We start from the raw sequence: 20,962 nt of genomic DNA, 5'->3' as shown, positions 1-20,962 counted from the left end.
ACGTACGTCACCCACCATGGATATACGGACATATGGTCACGAGCACCGCCCTACCCATCCACAAAACATTCGTCGCACACATCATGAGGAGCCGCCTGATGTCCGACTTCGTACCCGGACTTGAGGGAGTCGTCGCTTTCGAGACGGAGATCGCCGAACCGGACAAGGAGGGCGGCGCTCTCCGGTACCGAGGCGTCGACATCGAGGATCTGGTCGGCCGCGTCTCTTTCGGAAACGTCTGGGGACTCCTCGTCGACGGAGCCTTCAACCCCGGCCTGCCGCCCGCCGAGCCGTTCCCGATCCCCGTGCACTCCGGCGACATCCGCGTCGACGTACAGTCCGCGCTGGCGATGCTCGCCCCCGTGTGGGGCCTGCGCCCCCTCCTCGACATCGACGAGCAGCAGGCCCGCGAGGACCTCGCCCGCGCCGCTGTCATGGCTCTGTCCTACGTCGCCCAGTCCGCCCGCGGCCAGGGCAACGCCATGGTCCCGCAGCGCGAGATCGACAAGGCACAGTCCGTAGTCGAGCGCTTCATGATCCGCTGGCGCGGCGAACCGGACCCCAAGCACGTGGCAGCCGTCGACGCCTACTGGACGTCCGCCGCCGAACACGGCATGAACGCCTCCACCTTCACCGCCCGCGTCATCGCTTCCACCGGCGCGGATGTGGCGGCAGCACTCTCCGGAGCCGTCGGCGCCATGTCAGGACCGCTGCACGGCGGCGCACCCTCCCGCGTCCTCGGCATGATCGAGGAGATCGAGCGCACCGGCGACGCCGACGCCTACGTGAGGCAGGCCCTCGACAAGGGTGAACGCCTCATGGGCTTCGGCCACCGCGTCTACCGCGCCGAGGACCCACGCGCGCGTGTGCTCCGCCGTACCGCCCGCGACCTCGGCGCACCCCGCTTCGAGATCGCCGAAGCGCTGGAGAAGGCCGCCCTCGCCGAGCTCCACTCCCGCCGCCCGGACCGCGTCCTGGCGACGAACGTCGAGTTCTGGGCCGCCATCGTCCTGGACTTCGCCGAGGTCCCGGCGCACATGTTCACCTCGATGTTCACCTGCGCCCGCACCGCCGGCTGGTCCGCCCACATCCTGGAACAGAAGCGCACGGGCCGGCTCGTACGCCCCTCCGCCCGCTACGTGGGCCCCGGCACCCGCGGCCCCCAGGAGATCCCGGGCTACGAGAGCATCCCGCACTGATCACATCGGCCCTGAAACGCAGACGACCCGCGAGCTCTGGTTCCTCCGCCTCTCGGCGAAGGAGCCGGCCGGACGTACCGGCGAGCCCGCGGGTCGGGTGACTGCTGGAGATTGGGCCGGCTGCACGCACAGTTCACGCGCTGGTCCGGCACCGCACTGGGTGTGGTGACGGGCTACTAGCCCGCAGCCACCTCGCTCGTCCGGTTGCCATACATCTGCCGGATCACCTCCTTTTCGCTAGCGTGCCGCCCACTCTAAGAACCCATCGAACGCGGCTCAACCGGTTTTTCGAAAAGGTAGTGGCAGGAGTTCTCGCCGGGTGGAGTAAGGCGCGGAGCTGGGCGTCAAGGGGCAGGTGGGTGATCGTCGGGGATGTCCCTTGCGGCTGGTCACCGGGCAGGGGGGCGGGAATTCGGTGTACAACGATTTCGTCCAATCTTTGGGGAACCAGGTGTGGGCTGGGTCACGTTCGAGTTGAATGATGGTGAGTGAGCGAACTGTCGCGTCGTACGTGCGGACGCAGCCTGCAGGGGGTCCAGGTGAGTGCTTCCCGGCGTAGTGGGACCACCGATGAGCTGGGGCCGGACGAGCCCGAGCGGGATGGTTCGGATCTTCTTGCCGCGCTGCTCGACGGGATGGACGCGGCGCTGTGTGCCTTTGACGTCGACGGTGTCGTGACACACTGGAATCGTGAGGCCGAGCGGATTCTGGGGTGGACGGCCGCGGAGGCCGTGGGGCGGCAGGGGTTCGCCGGGTGGGCCGTGCGGACCGCCGACGCGGCAGAGGTCGAGGGGCGGCTGTTGTCCGCCATGGAAGCGCCCGGGCGGCAGGTGAACGAGTTCGCGCTGCTGACCAAGGACGGCGGCCGGGTGCTCGTACGGACCCAGTCGGCTGCCGTGCGCGGACCCGACGGGAAGCCCGCAGGGGTGTACTGCGCCTTCAGCGAGGTGCACGCGCAGATCGATCTGGAGCGGTCCATCGCCCTGAGCGAGGCGTTGTTCGAGGACGCCAGCTGGGGTGTGGTGCTCGTGGACGTGGATCTGCGCCCCGCCGTGGTCAACGCACACGCGGCCCGTGCGCTCGGCATCGGGCGTACGGCGGTTCTCGGGCGGCCTCTGGGGGAGCTGCTCTCGCAGGGCGTCGAGGAGTTGGAGAGCGCGCTCACGCATGTGCTGGCCGAGGGCGCGCCGCCCGCTCCCGCAGAGATGTGGGTGAGCGTGCGGACGCAGGAGGGTGAGACACGGCGGTGCTGGCGCAGCGGCTTCCTGCGGCTCTCCTCGCCGCTCACCGAGGAGCCGGTCCCGCTGGGTGTGGGATGGCTCTTCCTGGACGTGACCGAGGCCAAGCAGACCGAGCAGGAGGCGGCGCTGCTGCGGTTCCGGGCCAACCAGCTGCACCGGGCGGCGCGGGCGGCCGCCGAGTGCGAGGAGCCGGGCGAGGCGGCCGCCGTACATCTGGATTTCTCACTCGCCGGGTTCGCCGATCATGCGCTGGTCGACCGGGTGGCGGGGGGTTCGGTGGGGGACGGCGAGGGACCTGTGCGGCTCGTCCGGGCTACCGCCACGCCCTCGGGGGCGCCCGGGCCGAGCATGCCGGGCGGTAAGGCGGGGCTGCCCGTGCGGTACGCGGACGGGCATCCGGCATTGCAGTGTGTCGAGCGGGCCGGCTCGGTGCGGGCGAGTGCGCGGGAGACGGATCCCACGCGGGCGCGGGAGTGGGCCGTGACGCGGCAGTGGCCGCCGGACTCGGTGCACGCGCTGTGCGCGGTGCTGCGCAGCCGGGGGCGGACGCTCGGCGTCGTGACGTTTCTGCGGGGCGCGGGGCGCAGCCAGTTCGAGCGTGCGGACGCGACGTACGCGGAGGACGTGGCCGTACGGATCGCGATGGCGCTGGATCTGGAGGATCTGCGGGACCAGGCGGGGGGCGCCTGAAGGCGCGCCTGAAGGAGGGGGGCTTCCCGGGTTGCTTTCCGGGATACCCCCGCCGCTTCATTGCTGGTAGAAGATCCGGTCCCCGTACTCCGTCATCACCCGGCTGTTCCACTCGTGGCCGCCGTCGACGTTGCCCGAGCGCAGCAGTGGGGGCTCGATGCCGCGGGCGGCCAGGGCGCCCGCGGCGGTGGCCATGACGGCCTGGAGGAGGGCCGAGGTGACGACCGTGGAGGCGGGGGCGAAGGGGGCCTCGATGGTGTCCAGGGTGAGCTCGGCGTCGCCGACCGGAATCCTTGAGTCGAGGACGATGTCGCAGTGGTCCTTGAGGTAGGTCCCCGAGGCGTGCCGGGACTTCGTCTCCGTGGTGTACGCGACGGAGGTCACGCCGATGACCTTGAGGCCGAGGGCGCGGGCGCTCATGGCCATCTCGACGGGGAGCGCGTTGCGGCCGGAGAGGGAGATGATCACAAGGAGGTCGCCGGAGCGGGCCGGGCTGGATTCCAGGACGACGGTCGCCAGGCCGTCGACCCGCTCCAGGGCCGAGCCCAGGGTCGCCGGCATGACGTCGACGCCTACGACGCCCGGCACGACGAGCAGGTTCATCAGGGCGAGGCCGCCGGCGCGGTAGACGATGTCCTGGGCGGCGAGTGAGGAGTGTCCGGCGCCGAACGCGAAGAGGCGTCCGCCGGCGGCGACGGTGTCGGCGATCAGTGTTCCGGCCGCCTCGATCTCGCCGGCGTCCTCGTCCCGCACCTGTTGCAGCAGACCGATCGCGGCGTCGAAGAACTGCCCTGCCAGCTTGCCTTCGCTCATTGGCTGAGCCCCTTCGAAGTCTCGCGAGGTCGCGTCGGCGTCGACGTGTCGCGGATCACCGTGCGGTCTGGACCAGCGCGCTGTCAATACGGCGGGGGACACGGCGGGCAATACGGTCGGCAGCACGGCGAGCGGCTTTTATACGGGGTTTTCGCCCTCGGGGGCGTGCCGCGCCGAGGTGCTCGCAGGCGCTTGGAACCAGGTGGTTCCAACGGCGAGGCACGGTTGTCAGTGGTATGCGTCAGAATTGAGTCCAGGGCCAGCGCACAAGCCGGTGAGCCACCGAGCCTCCGGCAGAGCTAATCGAGGGGCACACATGTCCGGACTGATCGACACCACGGAGATGTATCTCCGCACCATCCTCGAGCTGGAAGAGGAAGGCGTGGTCCCCATGCGCGCCCGGATCGCGGAGCGGCTGGACCAGAGCGGGCCGACGGTCAGCCAGACGGTGGCGCGGATGGAGCGCGACGGTCTGGTGGCGGTCGCCAGCGACCGGCACCTGGAGCTCACCGACGAGGGGCGTCGACTGGCCACCCGTGTCATGCGCAAGCACCGGCTCGCGGAGTGCCTCCTCGTCGATGTGATCGGTCTGGAGTGGGAGCAGGTGCACGCCGAGGCCTGTCGCTGGGAGCACGTGATGAGCGAGGCGGTGGAGCGCCGGGTGCTGGAGCTGCTGCGCCACCCGACGGAGTCGCCGTACGGCAACCCGATTCCGGGCCTGGAGGAGCTGGGCGAGAAGGACAGCGCCGACCCGTTCCTGGACGAGGGCATGGTGTCGCTGGCCGAGCTGGACCCGGGCGTCGACGGCAAGACCGTGGTCGTACGGCGTATCGGCGAGCCGATCCAGACGGACGCGCAGCTGATGTACACGCTGCGGCGGGCGGGTGTGCAGCCCGGTTCCGTCGTGAGCGTGACGGAGTCCGCGGGCGGGGTCCTGGTGGGCAGCGGAGGCGAGGCCGCGGAGCTGGAGGCGGAAGTCGCCTCCCACGTGTTCGTCGCCAAGCGCTGAGGTGCTGCTGCCTGTTGCCCAGCACTGAGGTGCTGCCTGTTGCCAAGCGCTGTGGTGCTGCTGCCTGTTGCCCAGCACTGAGGTGCTGGGTGCTCCTAGCCGCATGTCGGCATGTCCGAAGCCGTGTGGTGACGTGCGTTGACGTGCGTTGACGTGCGTTTACGTGTTTGTCGCCGGGCCCGCGCCTCGGCGCCGGGCGTTCGCCGCCCGTCATTCGCGTGTCAACTACCGTGTTCACAGAGGTAGTTGTGATGCCCGCGTAACCTCTTTGGAACCAAGATTCAGTGTGCGGAATCGCAGCGCTGGGACCATTTGCGTGCGAGGCTGTCGCGTGAGGCATATGACCTGGGGGCTCTTGACCGTGTCCGGGAGCGAGGGCGCGCGGTCGGGGAGGGGGCGGAAGGATGTGCCGCAGATGTGGAGAGGGCCCCGGCACCGAATGGCGCCGGGGCCCGTCCTCCCCTGTACTGACCCGGAGCCCCGAGCTCCCAGGGTCATTCCCTTCGGACCGGTTTCCCCGAGCGGCCCGCCCCCCGCTGAAGATCTCCCCATGGCGTAGGCGGTCAATCCTTGAGGCTGGTCACTCGAATGAGGGGTGTTGCGCCCGAGAAGGGCGTTCTCGAATCCTCATTCGATAACGTGACGGTGGAGTCGCGGTACCCGGGGCATACGTCCATCAGCAGTCAGCGGCAACCGGTAGCAATCAGCGCCGGCCGGCGGCAATCCAGTGCCGGCGGGCTAGGAGCAGCAGGAGCAGCGGTACGACAGCGGTAGGAATCGGTACGAGTGGACCGGTCGGCTCGAGCGGGAGCGAGGCGGTCCGAGCGAGCTAGGGGGGTGCCATTACCTGTGGTGCGGCGCATCGATGTGACGGGAGCGGGGGGCGTACGCCTGGCCGCCTGGGAGTTCGCCGATCCTCCCAAGTCCCAAGCGGATCCCTCCAGGACCGACCTCCCCAGGACCGACCTCCCCAGCATCGCCCCTCCCAGGTCCGAGACCGGGAGCGAGACCGGGAGCGGGAGGGGGAGCGGGAGGGGTACCGAGACGAGGGTTGAGACCCCGACCGGGATCGGAGCCGGGCCCGAGGTGGTCCCCAGTGCGCCCGGCGTGCTGTTACTGCACGGCCTCATGGGCCGCGCCTCCCACTGGGCGTCCACCGCCCGCTGGCTCTCCGAACGACACCGCGCCGTCGCGCTCGACCAGCGAGGCCACGGCCAGAGCGACAAGCCGCCCGAGGCCGCCTACACCCGCGAGGCATACGTCGAGGACGCCGAGGCCGCTCTCGAACAGCTCGGCCTCGCCCCTGCCGTCCTCATCGGCCACGCCATGGGCGCGCTGACCGCCTGGCAGCTCGCCGCCAAGCGCCCCGATCTCGTCTGCGGCCTGATCATCTGTGACATGCGGGCGTCGGCATTGGGCGCCGCCTCGCAGCGCGAGTGGGAGGACTGGTTCAAGGCCTGGCCCGTCCCCTTCGCCACGCTCGCGGACGTACGCAAGTGGTTCGGCGAGGACGACCCCTGGGTGGAGCGCCCCAACCCCTCCCGCGGCGAGTTCTACGCCGAGGTGATGCACGAGTCCGACGACGGCTGGCGCCCCGTCTTCGAACCCGCGCAGATGCTCAAGTCCCGCCAGACCTGGGTGTACGACGCCCACTGGGAGGAGCTGGCCCAGGTCCGGTGCCCCGCCCTGGTCGTACGGGGACTGGACGGCGAGCTCGGCCGGGCCGAGTCCCAGGAGATGGTCCGAGTCCTGCCGAACGGCCAGTACGCGGAGGTCGCCGACGCGGGCCATCTCGTGCACTACGACCAGCCGGACGCCTGGCGCGGGGCGATCGAACCGTTCCTGGACGGGGTTCTCACCGGCTAGCCGGTGCCCATCTTTGTTTGACCGGCGGCGGTCAGCCCTTGCTGACCGCCGCCAGGATCTCCGGCAGCCGCCCCGCCGTCCGCGGCGCCGCCATCCGCAGCCCCGCCATCGTGATCAGGACCCCGTACGCGGCACCGACCGGCAGCAGCAGCCATGTCCACTCGTTCCCGTCCGCGGACACGTTCAGCCAGATCGTGAGGGCGATGACGGGGGCGCAGAGCAGGGCCGCCGCGACCATGCCGCCGAAGATCGCGATCCAGGCGAGCCCGGCCTGCCCCGGGGCGACGTTCTTGTAGCCCTCCTGGGGGATCGAGTACGGGAAGCGGGCGGAGGTCCACGCGCCGGTCGCCAGCATCGCGCCGAGCAGCGCGAAGGAGAGGCCCAGCGCCTCGGGCAGTCTGGGCCAGTCGCCGAGCAGCGCGGTCGTCAGGACGGTCACGAGGGCGGCGTACGGGAGGGTGATCAGCAGCAGTGCCAGTGCGCGCCCGCGCAGTTCGACGTACGCGTCACGCGTGGAGGAGATCGTCATGGCGACCATCCAGAACGCGGACGTGTCCTGCCCGAACTGGTTGTACATCTGGATCCCGAGCATCCCGGCGGCGAAGCAGGCGAAATAGATCGAGCCGGTGCCCTGGAGGGCGTTGAACACGGGCACGATCAGCCCGATGGCGAGTGAGGTCACCCACGCCGCCTTGGTCTTCGGGTCGCGCCACACGTACCGCAGACTGCGTTCCATGACGGTCCCGGTGCGGCCGGCCGGCAACAGCCCGATCAGGCCCGAGGATCGCCGTTCCCGCGCCGCCGGTTCCGCCGCCTGCAGGGTCGACCCGTCCGGCGAGGTCATCAGCCGGGTCAGGTGGTGCGACCAGAGCGCCAGCAGCCCGGCCAACGCGGCGGCGCTCAAAGCGAGTTGGGTGAGGCCGATCCCGTACGACCCCTCACTCACCGAGTGCACCGCGCCGATCGCGGAGGCGGGCGGCAGCCAGCTCAGCACATCGCCCAGCGCGTCGAGCTCCGCGAGCCCGCCGGCCGAATTGAGCCGCTGCGCACCGAAGTTGACGACCTGCGCGCCGACCGCGATGACCAGGCCGCTCAGCACCGCGAGGTCACGGCCCCTGCGGCTGGTCAGCAGGCGGATGTTGGCGGCGGCGACGGCGCGCGCGAGGGCCACGCAGACGAGGAGCCCCAGGACCACGGCGACGACGCCGGTGACGTACGCCGCCGCGCCGTGCGCCACGGCGATCACGGATCCGACGAGCAGGCACAGCGTGAAGAGCGGCCCGATGCCGACGAGTGAGGCCGTGAGCAGCGCCCGTACGAGCGGGCGTGGTTGCAGCGGCAGCATCACCAGGCGGGTCGGGTCGAGCGTCTCGTCGCCGCCGGGAAAGAGCAGCGGCATCACGGTCCAGCCGAGTGCCAGGAGCGCCACGAGCAGTACGGCGAGGGCGGTGGCGTGCGCGTTGCCGCGCAGGGCGATCAGGCCGAGCAGTTGGAGGGCGGCGAAGAGGAGGACGAAGACGGCGGAGGCGACGTACGCGGCCCGTCGTCCGGCCGACTGCCGCAGCCCGTTGCGCAGGAGCGAAAGCTTCAGGCGTACGACGACGGGTGTGATCGACATCGCGGTGACACCGGTGTTGGTGATCGAGGCGGCGGGCACGCCGGTCTTCGCGCTCATCGTGCCCCGCCGCCCAGCCAGTCCAGGTCGGCGCCGGCGGCGCGGCTGTTGGCGCCGACGAGTTCCAGGAAGGCGTGCTGGAGGGAGGGGGCGCTGCCGCGTACGTCCGCGAGCGGGCCGTGTGCGCGGATCCGACCCGCGGCCATGACGGCGACCCAGTCGCACAGCGACTCGACCAGTTCCATGACGTGGGAGGAGAAGACGACGGTGGCGCCCGATCCGGTGTACCGCTCCAGGACGCCGCGGATTGTCTGCGCGGAGACCGGGTCGACGCCCTCGAACGGTTCGTCGAGGAAGAGGACTTCGGGGTTGTGGAGGAGAGCGCAGGCCAGGCCGATCTTCTTGCGCATGCCCGTGGAGTAGTCGACGACGAGTTTGTGCTGGGCGCCCGCGAGGTCGAGGACGTCGAGGAGCTGGGTGGCGCGTTTGTCGACCTCGGCGCCCGGCAGGCCCCGCAACCGGCCGGTGTAGCCGAGGAGTTCGCGCCCGGAGAGCCGCTCGAAGAGCCGGAGCCCCTCGGGCAGCACACCGATCCGCGCCTTCACCTCGACCGGGTCGCTCCACACGTCACGCCCGACGACCTCGACGGTGCCCTGGTCGGGCCTGAGCAGGCCGGTCACCATCGAGAGGGTGGTGGTCTTGCCGGCTCCGTTCGGCCCGACGAGCCCGATGAACTGCCCCGCAGGCAGCTCCAGATCGACCCCGGAGACAGCGATCTGCTCCCCGAACCGCTTCCAGAGCCCTCGCACGCGTACGGCGGGCACGACGGCCCCAGATCCCTCGGTCATACAGGCACCCTAAGGGGCGACGCCCTGATTTTTAGGGGCGCGGGGCTCTGCCTTCAAGCGGCTCCGCCGCGGGGCGTGACCAGCCACAGCGAGCCCGTGGCCAAGAGCGACCTGCGGGAGCTACCGACGGCCTTCCCGCCCGCAAGCGTATGCGAGCGGCGAGATCAGCTCCTCCGCGTCGGGCAGCCACCGGTTCGCGGGGGTGGGCCGGCAGGCCCACTGCACGGCCCCCCGCGACCCGAACCGCGTAGGCGGCGCCGCGACGTACTCTCCCTCGCCCAGGGTGATCAGATCGAGGGATGCGGCCGGCCAGCCCACCTTCCGCACCAGGTCGGGGACCTTCGCGGCGGCGCCCGGAAGTACGAAGAAATGCATGCGCCGGTCCGGGGTGCAGGTGACGGGCCCGAGGGTCAGTTCCATGCGCTCCATGCGGGCGAGGGCGAGGAAACCGGCGGTCTCGGGCACGTCGATCGCGTCGAACGTACGCCCGGTGGGCAGCAGGATCGACGCCGTCGGGTGCTTCGCCCACAGACGGCGCGCGACGGTCGCACTGCCCGTGGCCTGCGTCGCCCAGTCCTCACGCGTCGGATGCGCGCCCGGCGTGGGGCACTCCGCCTCGCCGCAGGAGCAGCGATGCACCCCGTCGACGGCTTCCAGCCAGGTGCCGGGGAACACGTCCCAGTGGCGCTCCTCGGCATAGCGCACGGCGGTGTCCTGCAGCGATTCGCCGCGCTGCTGGGGGATCTGGGCGGTCTCGGTGCCTGCGATGGTCTCGTCCACGTGGAACACAACTCCCGCGTCCACCTCGGGTTACGGGGGACGCGCGCGCGGGGGAGGGGCATCGATCCCGCATGTGGGGCGCATGGATGCACGGGTGGGGGCGCGCACGGGGGATGGCGGCGGGGGCTGGGTAGCCACGTGAGGGGTTGGGCACCAGGGGTTGGGCACCGCCTTTACCCCGGCAATCCTCACATGTCTCGCATCTTCGCTGTGTCTGCGGGGCATTGATCTTCATGGCCGAGTTCTTTCGATGTTCCTCTTCCACCACTGTTCCCTCCTTCCACCGCTGTTCCCTTCCTGAGTTCGGCCACTGAGGACACGTCAACTCGGTGCGTGGGCATGCACCGCAGCCACAGGGGGTAAGCCATGGCCGCAAGGCCGCTCGTCGCGCGGCAGCCGAACGAACGACTGCAGGCGCTCATCCAGGAAGCCGGTTGCTCGAACGCCGGGCTGGCCCGCAGGGTCAACATGTGCGGCGCGGAGCACGGTCTCGATCTGCGTTACGACAAGACGTCCGTGGCGCGCTGGCTGCGCGGACAGCAGCCGCGTGGACGTGCTCCGGCGATCATCGCCGAGGCGCTCGGCCGCAAACTGGGCCGTACGGTCACGATCGACGAGATCGGCATGGCGAACGGCAAGAACCTCGCGTCCGGTGTCGGTCTCCAGTTCTCGCCGACCGTACTGGGAGCGATCGAGCAGGTCTGCGAGCTGTGGCGCAGTGATGTCGGCCGCAGGGACTTCCTCTCCGGCTCGTCCGTCGCCGCCTCCGCGCTCGTCGAGCCCAGCCGCGACTGGCTGATCTCCTCGCCGGACTCCCAGGTGGCGCGTTCGGCCGGCCCGCGGGTCGGGGTCTCGGACGTCGAGGCGGTCCGCGCGATGACCCAGGCGCTGGTGGACCTGGACCACCAGTACGGCAGCGGGCATGTACGCCCGGTCGTCGTCCACTATCTGAACAGCGTGGTCTCCGGGCTGCTCGCGGGTTCCTACCGGGAGGCGGTCGGGCGCGAACTGTTCGCCGCCGTGTCCCGGTTGACGGAACTCGCCGGCTACATGGCCATCGACACCGGCCAGCCGGGCCTCGCCCAGCGCTACTACATCCAGGCGCTGCGGCTCGCCCAGGCGTCCGGGGACCGGGCGTACGGCGGGTACGTACTGGCCGCGTCCATGAGTCACCTGGCGGCGCAGCTCGGAAACCCGCGTGAGATCGCGCAGTTGGCACGCGCGGCGCAGGAAGGAGCGCGCGGGCGGGTGACTCCGCGCGCGGAGTCGATGTTCCACGCCGCTGAGGCGCGCGGGCACGCACTGCTGGGTGATGCGCGCGCCGCCCAGGCGGCGTCGGGGCGGGCCCTCAGCGCCCTGGAGTCGGCAGACTCGGCCTCCGGGGACGACCCGACGTGGATCGCGCACTTCGACGAGGCCTATCTGGCCGACGAGTTGGCGCACTGCCACCGGGACCTCGGACAGGCGGAGGCCGCCGCGCGCTGCGCGGAGGAGTCCCTTGCCGGGCTTCCCGAGTCGAAGGCCCGGCGTCGCGCGATCGGCTACGTACTGCTGGCCACCGCGCAGGTCCAGCAGCGCGAGATCGAGCAGGCCTGCCACACCGGGCTGCGCGCCGTCGAGTTGCTCGGCACGCTGCGCTCCAACCGGGGTGCCGAGTACCTGGAGGACTTCCAGCAGCGCTTGGAGCCGTATCAGGACGAGCCGGTGGTACGGGAGTTCGGGGCGCGGATGGAGTTGCAGGCGGCGGCGTGAACGCTCGCTGGGCCAGGCGGTGAACGCAGGGTAAATGATCAACGGAGTTGTGGCGAGGGGAAGATACGGCAGAAGGGGAGCGGTTTTGTTACCGCGCTCACAGGGGTAGAGGTCTCGTTCTGTGCTGCGTGGCACCGGGTTGGGGGGACCCGGTAGCGTGAGCCGATGATTCCGAAGGTCCCCCATTCGTAGGAGTCCCGGTGACGCAGAGTGGACAGGGCGAAGAGCCCTCGCCGCGACCCGCGCGCGAAGGCATCGTGCTGCCCTCCGACGGCGGTGCGCCCCTGCTGCCAGGTATGACGGGCGACCGTACGAGCCCGGCGGGCGGTCAGGCATGGGACCGCCCGTGGGGTCCCGAGCAGCAGTCGGCTCCCGCCCCGCAGCCGGAACAGCAGCCGGACCAGGGCTGGGGAGCGCCGATGAACGGTACCCAGACCTGGGGAGACCCCCAGCCGCCCGCCCCGGGATGGGGTACTCCCGAGGCGTCCCAGGGCTGGGCTTCCCCGGAACCGAGACCGGGCTGGGGCGACGGCCCGGCCCAGCAGCGGCCGCTGCCGGGCGGGGAAGCCGGTCCTGCTTCGTACGGGGATCAGGAGCTGCCGGGTTCGCAGGGGGCTCACCAGCCGCAGGGCTACGCGCCGCAGCAGGCGCCCGGGGCCGGGCCGCTGCCGCCGGAGGGCGCGTCGTACGGGGGCGCCCAGGACCCGTCGTACGGAGGCGCCTCCGCGCAGTCGTACGAGGGCCATGACGGCGTCGCGGCGCAGGGGGCCGGTGGGTACGGTGCCGCCTCGCACGCCTCGCACGCCTCGCACTCGTCGTCCGTGCCGCCCGTGCCGTCTGTTGCGCAGCCGTTGCCGCCGGAGGGTGTGGGGATGGGGATGGGGGCGGGTTTGCCGCTTCCGCCTGTCGCCGACGAAGGCGCGACTCAGTACATACCGCACATTCCGCCCGCCCCGGTCGGCGACGAGGGTGCGACGCAGTACATACCGCACATCCCGCCTGCGCCCTCCGCGCCCGAGGAGGGTGCCACCCAGTTCCTCCCCCCGGTGGGCCCGGGGGCGCTGCCTCCTGAAGTGCACGCCGGCGCCACTCAGTTCCTGGGGCGGCAGTCGCAGGGCGGTGCGGGACCTCTGCCTCCCGCCGAGCACCCGGACGCTCAGGCCACGCAGTTCATCGCCCCCGTTCCCGCGCAGCCCGGCGGGCCGTCCTACGGGATGCGGCCGGGTGAGCCGGAGGACCGGCAGCCGCCGGCGGAGTTCGACAACCTGTTCCGCAGCGAGCCGCAGGGCTCCCCGGGGACGCAGCAGATGCCGCGGTTCGACCCGTCGGCTCCGCACGCACCGTACGGGGCGCAGGCTCCCGGCGCGTACGGTGCGCGGGACTCGGGCGGATACGCCGCGCAGGGCCCGGGTGGACCCGGAGCGCCGGGCGGGCGAGCCGCTGCACGGCGTGCGGGCGCGAACGACAGTGGTGGCGGTGGCGGGGGGCGCAGCGGTTCACGCGTCCCCTTGATCGCCGCGGTCGGCATCGGCATCGCCGTGCTCGGCATCGGTGCGGGCGCCATGCTCAGCAGTGGCGGAGGCGACGACAGCGGAGACAACAGCACGACCGTGTCGGCGACAGCTCCCGCGGCGGAGGGCTCGGCGTCGGCGTCCGCCGACTCGGCCAAGGCGCAGGCCGTCGAGCTGGACAAGCTTCTCGCGGACGCCAATGCCAGCCGCGACTCGGTGATCAACGCCGTGGCGAACGTGACGGCGTGCAAGAACCTGGGCCAGGCGGCCAGTGATCTGCGCGCCGCGGCCGGCCAGCGGGGCGAGCTGGTCACCCGGCTCGACGCCCTCGCGCTGGACCAGCTCCCGAACCACGCCGAGCTGACGACCCAGCTCACCAACGGCTGGAAGGCCTCCGAGTCGGCCGACAACCACTACGCCGCCTGGGCCGACCAGGCGGCCGGCAAGAAGGGCTGCAAGGGCGGCAAGGCTGTCGGCACGGGCGAGAGCCAGGCGGGCAACCAGGACAGCGGCACGGCGAGCGCGGCGAAGGAGAAGGCCGCCAAGCTGTGGAACTCCATCGCGTCGACGTACGGACTGACGGAGCGCTCGCGCACCCAGCTGTGAGAGCCCGTTCGCGTTGGCCGGCGTGGTGCCTTCCGGGACCGGTTCCCGGACCGGCCAACACCGGCGACACCGACCGGGGCGGCCCCGCAGCCGGTGCGGGGCCGGTGCAGGGCCGGTGCAGGGCCGTCACCGGCCGACGTGAACGGGCCCGGGCCCCTGGGACCTGCCCTAGTCGGCGCTCTCGAGCGTCTTCGACATGTTGACGAACCCCTTGCGCGCCGCCGCCAGTTGGCCCTCGCGTACGACCTGGAAGGTGACGTCGGCGTTGACGAGTCGAGGGAAGTCGACGGCCGCGATCATGTCCTCGAAGCGCCAGCTGAGGGTCGGGGTGAGCCCGTCGGTGGTCACCTTGAGACCGTCGTCGAGGGCCCGCCGGACCGTGAGCGCGGAGACCTCGCCGTCGCCGAGCGACTCGACGGCCTTCTTCAGCACCGTGTACGCGATCCAGGTGGTCTGCACTCCGGTGTCCGCGGCGTCGATCCGGTTGTCGTCGAAGGCGTAGTCGGTGATCACCTTGCGCATCGCGTCCCAGCTCGGGTCGCTCGCGGGCGGGTACCAGCCGGTGACTAACGCGCCTTCGTACGGGCTCGACGCGCCGCCGGTGGAGTTGATGACCGACTGGTCGACACTGCCGAGGACCGTGCCCACGCTCACCTTCTCGTAGACCTCGCGGTCGCGCCGGAAGGAGTCCATGAAGGTGTCCGTACGGTCGCCGAGCGCGGGCACCACGCAACCGCTTTGGAGCGGGTCGGAGGTCGCGGTCTCCAGGGCCGTCTGCGTCTGCTCCGAATACTCGGTCGCGTCGTCGGCGGCCCGCTGGTCGGCGGCGGACGCGTGGCCCGACGCCTTCAGACCGGAGTCGAACAGCACCGGGAGCTCGTCACCGGCCATGGTGTCCGGACGTACGAGCGCGACCGGGCCGCAGTCCTTGCCGAGCTGCTCGCCGAGGCCTGCCAGCAGCGCGGGCTCCCCGCCGTTGACGGGGTAGGACAGCGGACTGGTGAACTCGTCGTCGGTGACGCCGTAGCCGCCGATGTACGGGATGCCCGCGCCCTCCAGCGGGGCGAGGAAGGAGCGGCCGTGCTGGCTGTAGGAGCCGACGACCGCGACAACGTTCTCGTCGACGGCGCGGCGCGCGCAGGCGGCGGCGTCCACGCTGTCGTTGTGGTCGTTGCAGGTCAGGATGTTGAGCTTGTGGCCGTTGATGCCGCCCTGGTCGTTGACCCAGCGCGCGTAGGCCTTCGCCATGGCGGGCATGCCGGGCTTGTTGGTCGCGGCGGTGTCCTCGGGCGCCCACGTCATGACGGTGATGGAGCCATCCCCGGAGCCACCTGTGACACCGGGGATGACGCCACACCCGACGGCGATCGACGCACACGCCACCAGCGCGCCCGCGGACAGCAACGTGGCCTTGAGGGGCCGGGGGAGGACGGGGGAGGAGGTGCGCGTGCGTCGCCTGCCGGTCATGGACATGCACGATTCCGTCACAGCAATAACCAGGGAGTGACTGATGGTCAACCCGACGTGACTCAGAGGTGAATTGCAGGGGTGGATGATCTGCTCTTCACAAGGAACGTACGATCGGTGACCGTGCAAGGTTCGGAGAACTCTTCCCGTCGCGGCAGTCGCTCATCCACCATGGGCGGCATGCCACTGAACGACATGCCGTGGTGGCGCTGGCGCAGCAATGTGCGCTCCGCGCTGCACATGCTTTCCGACACCGACTTCCAGCGGGGCGTCTGGCTCGCGGGCGTCGAAGGGTACGGGGACGTCACCGACGCCGTGTACCGCCTGGTCGAGGACACCTGGCTGGACAACTGGTCCGCCGAGAAATACGTCGGCACGATCTTCCGGGACTCCCAGGAGGCCGCGCTCGTCGACACCGCCGTGCTCCGCGTCCTGCGGATCATGCACCAGGTGGGACCCGACGCCCTCGTCGCCGCGTACCTCGACCACCCGGGCTGGCCCGACGCGGTGCGCGCCGCGCGCGACGCGCACGTGCGCCTCGCGGTGAGCGACGGGGAGGACCCCGACATTCCACCGCGCACGCTCGAGCTGCTGAAGATCCTGACGCGGTCGGCGTAGACCTGCCTGGCCCTGCGGTCGCATCGGCCTTGCAGTGGCATCGGCCCTGCGGTCGCATCGGCCCTGCAGTGGCATCGGCCCTGCGGTCGCAGCGGTCGCCGGTTCCGCCCCCTGATCCGGTCCGCCTGGCGGGACGGCCGACCGTCCGGGGTGGGCGGTATGGGACCCTGTCCTGCATGAATGAGCAGTCCGTCCGCGGGGCCGCGGCCGCCGCCGAGCAGTACGTCCTGACCCTCTCCTGCCCCGACAAGCAGGGAATCGTGCACGCCGTGTCGAGCTACCTCTTCATGACCGGCTGCAACATCGAGGACAGTCAGCAGTTCGGCGATCACGACACGGGACTGTTCTTCATGCGCGTCCACTTCTCGGCGGAGCCGCCCGTGACCGTGGACAAGCTGCGCGCGAGCTTCGTGGCCATCGGAGACGCCTTCCAGATGGACTGGCAGATCCACCTGGCCGAGGACAAGATGCGGGTCGTGCTGATGGTCAGCAAGTTCGGGCACTGCCTGAACGACCTGCTCTTCCGGGCGCAGACCGGCGCGCTCCCGGTCGAGATCGCGGCCGTGGTCTCCAACCACACGGACTTCGCCGAGCTCGTGGGGTCCTACGACATCCCCTTCCACCACATCGCGGTGACGAAGGACACGAAGGCGGAGGCCGAGGCGCAGCTTTTGGAGCTGGTCCGGGCCGAGAATGTCGAACTCGTCGTCCTCGCCCGCTACATGCAGGTGCTCTCGGACGACCTGTGCAAGCAGCTCAGCGGGCGCATCATCAACATCCACCACTCCTTCCTGCCGAGCTTCAAGGGCGCGAAGCCGTACCACCAGGCGCACGCCCGGGGTGTGAAGCTCATCGGTGCCACCGCGCACTATGTGACGGCCGACCTCGACGAGGGGCCGATCATCGAGCAGGAGGTCGAGCGCGTCGGCCACGGCGTGACGCCGGACCAACTCGTGGCCATCGGGCGCGATGTCGAATGCCAGGCACTGGCCCGGGCGGTGAAGTGGCACGCCGAGCGCCGCATTCTGCTGAACGGGCGCCGCACGGTGGTGTTCGCGTAGGGGGTGTCTTTCAACCCATCAGTGTCTTTCAGCCCGTCAGTGTCTTTCAGCCCGTCCGGCGTTTGAGGACGAGACGGTTCAGGCCGATACGGGGGTCTGGGGGCGGAGCTCCCAGGTACGGGACGGGCAGGGGCGGAGGGGGCGAACAACCCCGACGCCCACCCACCTACATCCGGCTCAACGACGCCGCCGCGAACAGCACATCCCTGATCGCCTCCCGGTCCCCGTCCTGCCCCGCCGCAGCCTCCTCCGGCGACACATGCCCCGCCGCCAGCCGGCAGAACTCCACACCGTCCAGCGCGACATGGGCGACCTCATGGTCGGCGGAGGCAACCGCGCCGGGAGAGTCGAGCGGGATGAGCCACTCGCCGCCGCCCGAGCCCTCGATCTCCAGTCGCAGGCTGCGCCCGGGCGCGCCCGCCGCGACGAGGTGGCGGGGCGCCGCCGTGGAGAGCCCGGCCCGGCGCCGCTCGGCCAGCGAGGCGGGCAGCATGCGGGCCGCCAGGTCGATCATGCCGTGCAGATGGCGCGGGGCCGGCGGATCGTACGGATAGTCCACCGCCTCCGCGATGTCTCCCGCGTGCACCCAGCACTCGAAGGCCCGGTCCAGCATCGAGTCGCTCAACGGCAGCTCGAAGGCGCCGTACGGCACGGGCAGGCGCCCGGAGCCCCCGCCTGCGAACGCCACCGTGCGGACGAGGTTGTGACTCTGCTCCCGCCAGGGCCCGCGCACGGAACGGGTGTGCGGGAAGTGCGAAGCACTCCAGTACGCCTCGGTGCGGGCCGCCGGAGTCGCCTCCCGCGGGGGCGTGCCGAGCGGGTCGTCCAGGCCCAGCGCGACGGCGACAAGGCCGTCGACGGTGATCAGGTGGGCGATGACCCCGGCGACGGTCGTACGGCGGCTGGCGGGCCCCTCGCCGTCGAACCAGCGCAGCCGCACGGGCGTGTGCCACTCGGCGTCGCCTATGTCCTGGAGCAGGGCGTCGAGCCGCGCGGTCTCCGCGTCGTACGGAGCCGCCCAGTCGGGCACCGGAATCCGGGGCGGGCGCCGGCCGAGGCAGCCCTCCAGGACGCGGGTGCGCAGCGCCGGGTCGAGGTCGAGGGTCTCGGGCGGGTGCAAAAGGCCGACCGCCTCGCGCAGTCGCAGCGCCTCGTCCGCACAGGAGCCGCACTCCCCGAGGTGCTCCTCGACCGCCGCCGTCTCCTGTGCCGAGCACGCGGCGAGCGCCCATGCACCGAGCAGCGACTCAAGGACCCGGTGGTCGAGGACGAGGGGCTCGGGCGCGGGTGTGGGTACCGGCGTGGGCAGCGGCAGTCCGGTGTCCTCGACGGAGGAACGCGGCAGCGGTATGCGCGGTGGCCCTCCGGACACCTCGTCCTGAGCGCTCCCCGGCCGATCGGGACCTTGCGGGCCACCGGGACCCGCCGTGCCGCGGAGACCTCCCGCCCGGCCCGGCTCCCCAGGACCGACGGGACCCACGGGACCGACAGGACCGACGGTGCCGTCCTCGAAATCCGCCGCCCCCTCCCGCTTCTCGTCTCCGTTCTCGTCCCCGTCCTTCTTCTCGTCCCCGTCATGGTCCCGCTCGTCGAACGCCTCGAACCGGTCCGACCCTGCGCTCACCGCACACCCCCGTACTCGGGCGGTGCCCCGGAGGGGCCGCCGGTGTCGTGGGCGGTGGACAGGAGCTGCAGGCCGAGGCGGAGCCGGCGGCGGGCCTCGTCCTCGGTGACGCCGAGGTCGGCGGCGGCCTGGCGGTAGTCACGGCGCTGGAAGTAGGCGAGCTCCAGGGCGGCCCGCAGCGGGGCGGGCATGGACGTGACGATGTAGTCCGCGCGGGCGGCCACGGAGGCGCTGCGCACCTTGCGCTCCAGTTCCTCGGTGGTGCCCCGGCCGCCCCGGGTGAGCGCGGCGGTCTCCGTGGCGCGCAGCCGCTGGACGGCGAGGCGGTGGGTCAGTGTGGCGACCCAGGAACGCAGGGGGCCCTGCTTGGGGTCGTACGCGTCGGGGTTCTCCCAGACGTGCGCGAACACCTCGCGCGTGATGCCGTCGGCGGCATGCTCGTCCCCGAGCACGCGGTGGGCGAGGCCGTGCACCAGCGACGCGAACCGGTCGTAGAGCTCACCGAGCGCGGCCGCCTCTCCACGTGCGAGCCGCTGTTGCATTTTGCGGTCCCAGCGGGGCGGTGTGTCCTTCGTCGTCATGCGGCCCCCTCACCCTGCTCTTGCCCGGCGCCCGTCCCTGTTTCCAGCCTGTCTGCCCGCGTGCCCGTGCTGTGTCCAGCCTGCGCACACTCACTGTCTCGAATGTAGTCGGCACGTCCGACAGCGCACGCCCCTTTGCGTCAATGTGCGCCCCCGGCCGGTTCATGAATGGTAGGCGCCTGCCCGGGAGTGCACATATTGGAACGTACGTGACTGAAATAGCTTGCTCAGTGAGTGCTTTCGACCGTAGATCGACGCTTCTTCGAGCCCGCACCCGTGTTTCATCGAACGACGGCCGGGCAGGCGCGCCGAAAGGAAGCGACGGAAGCGTAGGAATCGCATCCGTTTCCGGTGCGTGAGGCGTCGTGCGTGATGCGTCGTGCGTGATGCGTCATGCGTGATGCGTGCGTGAGGCGTCATGCGTGCGTGATGCGTGCGGGGTGCGCGAGGAGAGCGAGAGGCGTGGCGGTGACGGTGACGCTCAAGGTGACCGACGACGAAGGGGGCGAGTGGGCCGTGCTCCGGGTGTCCGGCGAGATGGACCTCGTGACGTCACCGGTGCTGCGCCAGCGGATGCACGAGGCGGTGGCCGACGGCCGTCGCAGTGTCGTCCTCGACCTCTCCGAGGTTCTCTTCTGCGACTCCAGCGGCGTCGGCGTCCTCATCGCCGCCCGCCGCCTCATCCAGTCCTGCCGGGGCCGCCTGCGGCTGATTCTGCCCGCCCAGGGGGCCGTTGACGGTTCCCACGTCAACCGGGTCCTCGCGGCCCTCGGTGTCCGCCGCCTCTTCGACGTGTATCCGGACGTCGCCGCGGCCGTCGGTGAGGAGTCGACCCCGCTGTCTGCTTGAGGTGTCCTGATGGGCCTGCCGACGTGACGTGTGGTGATCAGACCGTGACCTGCCTGGAATTGATCACGTGGTGTGCAGCGGCTTTCACTCGGTGGCAGCGCTCCGCCACATCGTTGTCCCGGAATTCCCGCAGTCTTGGCACAAGCGTCGTTTTCCCGCTCGCAGGGAGCCTCTGACGTCGTACGCTCCGTCTCAGATGCACCCTCACGTGACGTAAGGCGGCCCGAACGACATGGCCAACAGCGAGTACGAACGCAGGATCGCTGCCCGGTTCTCCGGCTTCGACCAGGACGGCAACGGCTACATCGACAGGGAGGACTTCAACGTCGCCACCAAGGCGGTCCTCGCCGAATTCGGTACGGCGGCCCGGTCGGACAAGGGCCAGGCCCTGTACGTGGGCGCCGAGGCCTTCTGGCAGGGCATGGCAGGAATAGCGGACCGGGACGGCGACCAGCGGATCACCCGTCAGGAGTTCGTGACCGGCGCGGTCAAGCGGCTGCGCGACAACCCCGATCGCTTCGCCGAGATCGCCCGCCCGTTCCTGCACGCGGCCCTCGCCGTCGCGGACGCCGACGGGGACGGCGCGGCCACGGTCGACGACACCGCGCGCGTACTCAAGGCGCTGGGCGTCCCCGAGAACATCGCCGTCGCCGCGGCGGGCACCCTGGACACGGACGCCGACGGCCGGATCGGCGAGGTCGAGATCGTGACCGCCTTCGCCCGCTACTTCACGGTGCCGGAGTGAATCCGTCCTTCCCGGTGCCGGAGTGATTCCGTGCTTCACGGTGACTGTGTGATTCCGTGCTTCACGGCGACCGAGTGAGTCCGTGCT

General features: G+C 70.8%; 17 protein-coding genes. 10 read left to right on the top strand and 7 right to left on the bottom strand.

What is annotated here, in order from left to right; genetic code table 11:
• Nucleotides 1–98: 98 nt before the first annotated feature.
• Both ACFYPC_RS16860 and ACFYPC_RS16855 read left to right on the top strand, forming a co-directional pair.
• Nucleotides 99–1,199, top strand: coding sequence for a citrate synthase 2 (locus ACFYPC_RS16860; protein WP_388676117.1), 1,101 nt, complete (start codon nt 99–101; stop codon nt 1,197–1,199).
• A 539-nt stretch (nt 1,200–1,738) separates the two neighbouring features.
• A complete protein-coding gene (locus ACFYPC_RS16855) occupies nt 1,739–3,130 on the top strand; it encodes a PAS domain-containing protein (protein WP_388676115.1) in 1,392 nt (463 codons plus the stop codon).
• A 57-nt stretch (nt 3,131–3,187) separates the two neighbouring features.
• Here ACFYPC_RS16855 and ACFYPC_RS16850 read toward each other — a convergent pair whose 3' ends face one another.
• Nucleotides 3,188–3,943 (bottom strand): SIS domain-containing protein, encoded by a 756-nt coding sequence (locus tag ACFYPC_RS16850; RefSeq protein WP_388676112.1) that lies wholly within the window; start codon nt 3,941–3,943, stop codon nt 3,188–3,190.
• 316 nt (nt 3,944–4,259) lie between these two features.
• Here ACFYPC_RS16850 and ACFYPC_RS16845 point away from each other — a divergent pair, with 316 nt between their 5' ends.
• Together ACFYPC_RS16845 and ACFYPC_RS16840 are read left to right on the top strand one after the other, a co-directional pair.
• Nucleotides 4,260–4,952, top strand: a complete 693-nt coding sequence (locus tag ACFYPC_RS16845; protein WP_388676109.1) for a metal-dependent transcriptional regulator — start codon at nt 4,260–4,262, stop codon at nt 4,950–4,952.
• 849 nt (nt 4,953–5,801) lie between these two features.
• Nucleotides 5,802–6,818, top strand: a complete 1,017-nt coding sequence (locus ACFYPC_RS16840) for an alpha/beta fold hydrolase (protein ID WP_388676106.1) — start codon at nt 5,802–5,804, stop codon at nt 6,816–6,818.
• Nucleotides 6,819–6,849: 31 nt separating this feature from the next.
• Here ACFYPC_RS16840 and ACFYPC_RS16835 read toward each other — a convergent pair whose 3' ends face one another.
• From ACFYPC_RS16835 to ACFYPC_RS16825, 3 genes are all read right to left on the bottom strand, one after another.
• Nucleotides 6,850–8,493: a transporter gene (locus tag ACFYPC_RS16835; protein ID WP_388676103.1), complete on the bottom strand. Its 1,644-nt coding sequence runs from the start codon at nt 8,491–8,493 to the stop codon at nt 6,850–6,852.
• Nucleotides 8,490–9,281 carry an ABC transporter ATP-binding protein gene (locus ACFYPC_RS16830; RefSeq protein ID WP_388676100.1) on the bottom strand — a complete coding sequence of 264 codons (792 nt, stop codon included), beginning with the start codon at nt 9,279–9,281 and terminating at the stop codon, nt 8,490–8,492. The genes ACFYPC_RS16835 and ACFYPC_RS16830 overlap by 4 nt, the downstream gene beginning before the upstream one ends.
• Nucleotides 9,282–9,401: 120 nt before the next feature.
• Nucleotides 9,402–10,070 carry a bifunctional DNA primase/polymerase gene (locus ACFYPC_RS16825; protein ID WP_388676098.1) on the bottom strand — a complete coding sequence of 223 codons (669 nt, stop codon included), beginning with the start codon at nt 10,068–10,070 and terminating at the stop codon, nt 9,402–9,404.
• Nucleotides 10,071–10,427: 357 nt separating this feature from the next.
• Here ACFYPC_RS16825 and ACFYPC_RS16820 point away from each other — a divergent pair, with 357 nt between their 5' ends.
• On the top strand, nt 10,428–11,813 hold the full coding sequence (locus tag ACFYPC_RS16820; RefSeq protein ID WP_388676095.1) for a transcriptional regulator: 1,386 nt from the start codon (nt 10,428–10,430) through the stop codon (nt 11,811–11,813).
• Nucleotides 11,814–12,013: 200 nt separating this feature from the next.
• Entirely contained in the window at nt 12,014–13,930 is a 1,917-nt protein-coding gene (locus ACFYPC_RS16815; protein WP_388676092.1) for a hypothetical protein, read from the top strand.
• A 168-nt stretch (nt 13,931–14,098) separates the two neighbouring features.
• On the opposite strand, the gene ACFYPC_RS16810 is transcribed toward ACFYPC_RS16815, so the two are convergent.
• On the bottom strand, nt 14,099–15,397 hold the full coding sequence (locus ACFYPC_RS16810; protein ID WP_388676089.1) for an ABC transporter substrate-binding protein: 1,299 nt from the start codon (nt 15,395–15,397) through the stop codon (nt 14,099–14,101).
• A 117-nt stretch (nt 15,398–15,514) separates the two neighbouring features.
• Here ACFYPC_RS16810 and ACFYPC_RS16805 point away from each other — a divergent pair, with 117 nt between their 5' ends.
• Both ACFYPC_RS16805 and purU read left to right on the top strand, forming a co-directional pair.
• Nucleotides 15,515–16,015, top strand: coding sequence for a hypothetical protein (locus ACFYPC_RS16805; protein WP_388676086.1), 501 nt, complete (start codon nt 15,515–15,517; stop codon nt 16,013–16,015).
• A gap of 176 nt (nt 16,016–16,191) precedes the next feature.
• The gene (purU, locus tag ACFYPC_RS16800) at nt 16,192–17,076 is read left to right on the top strand and encodes a formyltetrahydrofolate deformylase (protein ID WP_388676083.1); all 885 of its coding nucleotides are present in this window, start codon (nt 16,192–16,194) and stop codon (nt 17,074–17,076) included.
• Nucleotides 17,077–17,242: 166 nt separating this feature from the next.
• Here the strand turns inward: purU and ACFYPC_RS16795 are convergent, their stop codons facing one another.
• Together ACFYPC_RS16795 and ACFYPC_RS16790 are read right to left on the bottom strand one after the other, a co-directional pair.
• Nucleotides 17,243–18,556, bottom strand: coding sequence for a zf-HC2 domain-containing protein (locus ACFYPC_RS16795; protein ID WP_388676273.1), 1,314 nt, complete (start codon nt 18,554–18,556; stop codon nt 17,243–17,245).
• Between the two features lie 140 nt (nt 18,557–18,696).
• Nucleotides 18,697–19,281: a sigma-70 family RNA polymerase sigma factor gene (locus ACFYPC_RS16790; RefSeq protein ID WP_388676080.1), complete on the bottom strand. Its 585-nt coding sequence runs from the start codon at nt 19,279–19,281 to the stop codon at nt 18,697–18,699.
• A gap of 468 nt (nt 19,282–19,749) precedes the next feature.
• On the opposite strand from ACFYPC_RS16790, the gene ACFYPC_RS16785 reads away from it, so the two are divergent.
• On the top strand, nt 19,750–20,130 hold the full coding sequence (locus ACFYPC_RS16785; protein WP_388676271.1) for an STAS domain-containing protein: 381 nt from the start codon (nt 19,750–19,752) through the stop codon (nt 20,128–20,130).
• A 232-nt stretch (nt 20,131–20,362) separates the two neighbouring features.
• Nucleotides 20,363–20,875: an EF-hand domain-containing protein gene (locus ACFYPC_RS16780; protein WP_388676077.1), complete on the top strand. Its 513-nt coding sequence runs from the start codon at nt 20,363–20,365 to the stop codon at nt 20,873–20,875.
• The last annotated feature ends 87 nt before the right edge of the window (nt 20,876–20,962 follow it).

The sequence above is a fragment of the Streptomyces sp. NPDC005808 genome (assembly GCF_042871385.1).
Taxonomy (GTDB): Bacteria; Actinomycetota; Actinomycetes; order Streptomycetales; family Streptomycetaceae; genus Streptomyces.
This window is presented reverse-complemented; position numbering and strand designations above follow the sequence as displayed.

What these genes read in the sequence shown, in the direction of transcription:
- ACFYPC_RS16780 (WP_388676077.1), top strand. Translation starts at nt 20,363, where the DNA reads ATGGCCAACAGCGAGTACGAACGCAGGATCGCTGCCCGGTTCTCCGGC.
- ACFYPC_RS16845 (WP_388676109.1), top strand. Translation starts at nt 4,260, where the DNA reads ATGTCCGGACTGATCGACACCACGGAGATGTATCTCCGCACCATCCTC.
- ACFYPC_RS16820 (WP_388676095.1), top strand. Translation starts at nt 10,428, where the DNA reads ATGGCCGCAAGGCCGCTCGTCGCGCGGCAGCCGAACGAACGACTGCAG.
- ACFYPC_RS16810 (WP_388676089.1), bottom strand. Translation starts at nt 15,397, where the DNA reads ATGACCGGCAGGCGACGCACGCGCACCTCCTCCCCCGTCCTCCCCCGG.
- ACFYPC_RS16830 (WP_388676100.1), bottom strand. Translation starts at nt 9,281, where the DNA reads ATGACCGAGGGATCTGGGGCCGTCGTGCCCGCCGTACGCGTGCGAGGG.
- ACFYPC_RS16835 (WP_388676103.1), bottom strand. Translation starts at nt 8,493, where the DNA reads ATGAGCGCGAAGACCGGCGTGCCCGCCGCCTCGATCACCAACACCGGT.
- ACFYPC_RS16850 (WP_388676112.1), bottom strand. Translation starts at nt 3,943, where the DNA reads ATGAGCGAAGGCAAGCTGGCAGGGCAGTTCTTCGACGCCGCGATCGGT.
- ACFYPC_RS16860 (WP_388676117.1), top strand. Translation starts at nt 99, where the DNA reads ATGTCCGACTTCGTACCCGGACTTGAGGGAGTCGTCGCTTTCGAGACG.
- ACFYPC_RS16790 (WP_388676080.1), bottom strand. Translation starts at nt 19,281, where the DNA reads ATGACGACGAAGGACACACCGCCCCGCTGGGACCGCAAAATGCAACAG.
- purU (WP_388676083.1), top strand. Translation starts at nt 16,192, where the DNA reads ATGAATGAGCAGTCCGTCCGCGGGGCCGCGGCCGCCGCCGAGCAGTAC.